We start from the raw sequence: 2939 nt of genomic DNA, 5'->3' as shown, positions 1-2939 counted from the left end.
GCCCGGCCCTCCTCGTCGCGGCCCGCCGCGTCCCGTCCGGCCACCCGGGGAGCCCCGACGCCGCCGCGCGGCACGCCCCGCGCGGAGCGGGTGCAGGTGCGCGTGCCCCGGCTGTTCACGGTGCGCGCGATGGTGTTCTCCTGCGTGCTCCTGCTGGCCTTCGTGCTGGTCTACCCGACCCTGCACTCCTACCTGCAGCAGCGCGTCGAGGTGGACCAGCTGCGCAGCCAGGTCGAGGCGGCCCGGCAGCGCAACGACGACCTCCAGGCCGACCTGCGACGCTGGGACGACCCCGCGTACGTGACGGCACAGGCGCGGGAGCGGCTCTCGTTCGTGCTGCCGGGGGAGAAGGCGTTCCGCGTCGTCGACCCCGAGACCGTCCCCGACGCCCCGCCCGCCACCGACGGCTCTGCGCCGGTGCTCGACGCGGGCTCGACGCTGCCCTGGTACGCGAACGTCTGGGAGTCGGTCGAGGTGGCGGGTCAGACGCCGGTCGCGGGCGACAATGGGACGCCCGCTGCGCCCGCAGGCGGCTGACCCACCCGCACGAACGGACCTCTCAGTGCCTCCCTCCTTCGATGCCGTGTCCGACCAGGACCTCGCCGTCCTCGCCGAGCAGCTGGGCCGCCCTCCGCGCGGCGTCGTCGGCATCGCCGCGCGCTGCGTCTGCGGACGTCCCCTGGTGGTCCGCACCGCCCCGCGGCTGGACGACGGCACCCCCTTCCCGACGACGTACTACCTCACCTGCCCGCCCGCGGTCGCGGCCGTGAGCACGCTCGAGGCCGGCGGTCTCATGAAGGAGCTCACGGCCCGGCTGGGGGAGGACGAGGAGCTGGCGGCGGCCTATCGTCGCGCCCACGACGCCTACCTGGTGGACCGCGAGGCGCTCGGGCACGTGGAGGAGATCGCCGGCATCTCGGCCGGGGGGATGCCGACGCGCGTGAAGTGCCTGCACGTCCTGGTGGGGCACGCGCTCGCTGCAGGCCCGGGGGTCAACCCGATCGGCGACGAGGCACTGGCCCTGATCCGCGACGAGTGGCGCCCTGACCGCTGCACCTGCTGACCGGTGCGAGGATGGTCCGCGTGACGCGTGTGGCTGCCATCGACTGCGGGACCAACTCGATCCGACTCCTCGTCGCCGACGTGGATCCCGACGCCGGGACGCTGGTGGACCTGGACCGTCGCATGGAGGTCGTCCGCCTGGGTCAGGGGGTCGACCGGACCGGGCGCATCGCCCCCGAGGCCCTCGAGCGCACGCTCGACGCGGCCCGCCGGTACAACGACGTGTGCACCGAGCTGGGCGTCGAGGCGATCCGGTTCGTCGCCACGTCGGCGTCGCGCGACGCCGAGAACCGCGCGGACTTCGTCGCCGGCGTGCACGCGGCGCTCGGCGTCGAGCCCGAGGTCGTCGACGGGCAGGAGGAGGCCGAGCTCTCGTTCCGTGGGGCCACCGGCGTGCTCGGCGCGAGGCACCCGGGACCGTTCCTCGTCGTCGATCTCGGCGGCGGCTCGACCGAGCTGGTGCTGGGCACCACCGCGCCCGAGGCGGCCTACTCGATGGACGTCGGCTGCGTGCGGATGACCGAGCGCCACCTGCGCAGCGACCCGCCGACCGCCGCGGAGATCGCCGCCGCGCACGCCGACGTCGCCGCGGCGCTGGACACGGCGTCGGCCGTCGTGCCGCTCGGCAAGACGGTCACGCTCGTCGGCCTGGCCGGGACGGTCACCACGGTCACCGCGCACGGGCTGGGCCTGCCCGCCTACGACCCCGCGGTCATCGACGGGTCGGTGCTGCCGGTGGACGTGGTGCTCGCCGCGTGCGACGACCTGCTGACCCGGTCCCGGGCGGAGCGTGCGTCCCTCGGGTTCATGCACCCCGGTCGCGTCGACGTGATCGGCGCCGGCGCGCTGGTCTGGGCGGACGTGGTCCGACGGGTGCGCGACGAGGTCGCCGCCGCCGGGGGACTGCTCACCGAGGTGGTCACGTCCGAGCACGACATCCTCGACGGCATCGCGTGGAGCATCGCCACCCGCTGACCGGCGCCTCCGGCAGGCCCAGGGACTGACGTCCGCACTCCCGCGTCCCCCAACCCGCACGAGCGCGGACGCTACGAAGGCACTCGGCGGGACGTCCGCACTCCCGTGGGTTCCAGCCTGCACGAGTGCGGACGTTGCCGGGGGTGCCAGTCCGCGACACGCCTGCCGCGTTCTGGACGGTAGTGCGCACTGTGTAATAGCGTCGCGTCTGCGGGAGCCGGAGGGGGCTCCCGCACCAGCTTCCCGGCCCGGTACGGTCGATCGCCCAGGTGGGGCGCTCGGCGGCAGGGACGTCGACCGGAGGACGGATGGACACCACACAGCTGCTCAAGGGCGTGCTCGACCTCGCGGTGCTCGCGGTCGTCGCCGACGAGGACGGGTACGGGTACGACGTCGTCCGCCGGCTGCGCGCCGCGGGCATCGAGGAGGTCGGCGACGCGTCGGTGTACGGGACGCTGCGGCGGTTGTACTCGTCGGGCGCGCTGACGTCCTACGTGGTGCCCAGCGACGAGGGTCCGCACCGCAAGTACTACGGGATCAACGCCCAGGGCCGAGCGATGCTCGAGGCCCAGCGCAAGGACTGGCAGGAGTTCGCAGGCACGATGGGCCGCCTGCTCAAGACGGAGGTCGTGCGATGAGCGTGCTGGACACCACGGACGTGCTGGACGTGGCGGGGTACGCCGCAGCGGTGCGCCGGAGCCTGGTCGACCTCGGGCCGGAGCTCGTCGACGACCTCACGGACGACCTCGAGGCGGACCTGGCCGAGGCGCTGGACGACGAGCGCCACGTGGCGCACGGGCGCGGGCTGCTGGACCAGTTCGGCCCACCCGAGGCGTACGCCGCCGAGCTGCGCGCGGCCGCCGGCCTGGCACCGGCCTCGACCGGCGCGCGCCGCGTGCGGG

The 2939-nt window shown here is 74.5% G+C and carries 4 protein-coding genes and 1 pseudogene; all 5 read left to right on the top strand.

Translation table 11 applies throughout. The annotated features are described in order from the left end of the window. Positions 1-537, top strand: a 537-nt coding sequence (locus AC1DUQ_RS20070; RefSeq protein WP_477074452.1) for an FtsB family cell division protein, incomplete at its 5' end; no start/stop codon positions are given. A 46-nt stretch (positions 538-583) separates the two neighbouring features. Further along, positions 584-1063: a DUF501 domain-containing protein gene (locus tag AC1DUQ_RS20065; RefSeq protein WP_477060213.1), complete on the top strand. Its 480-nt coding sequence runs from the start codon at positions 584-586 to the stop codon at positions 1061-1063. Positions 1064-1083: 20 nt separating this feature from the next. Further along, complete coding sequence (locus AC1DUQ_RS20060; protein ID WP_477060214.1) at positions 1084-2037, top strand: Ppx/GppA phosphatase family protein; 954 nt, start codon at positions 1084-1086, stop codon at positions 2035-2037. Positions 2038-2345: 308 nt separating this feature from the next. Further along, positions 2346-2675: a PadR family transcriptional regulator gene (locus tag AC1DUQ_RS20055; RefSeq protein WP_056095706.1), complete on the top strand. Its 330-nt coding sequence runs from the start codon at positions 2346-2348 to the stop codon at positions 2673-2675. Next, positions 2672-2939 (top strand): annotated as a pseudogene (locus tag AC1DUQ_RS20050) (hypothetical protein); the annotation flags it as partial. The gene AC1DUQ_RS20055 and the pseudogene AC1DUQ_RS20050, both read left to right, overlap by 4 nt.

Source organism: Cellulomonas sp. P4_B5_2, from assembly GCF_056402235.1.
Note: the sequence above shows the minus strand (reverse complement) of the source record. Positions and strands in the feature narration are given on the sequence as shown.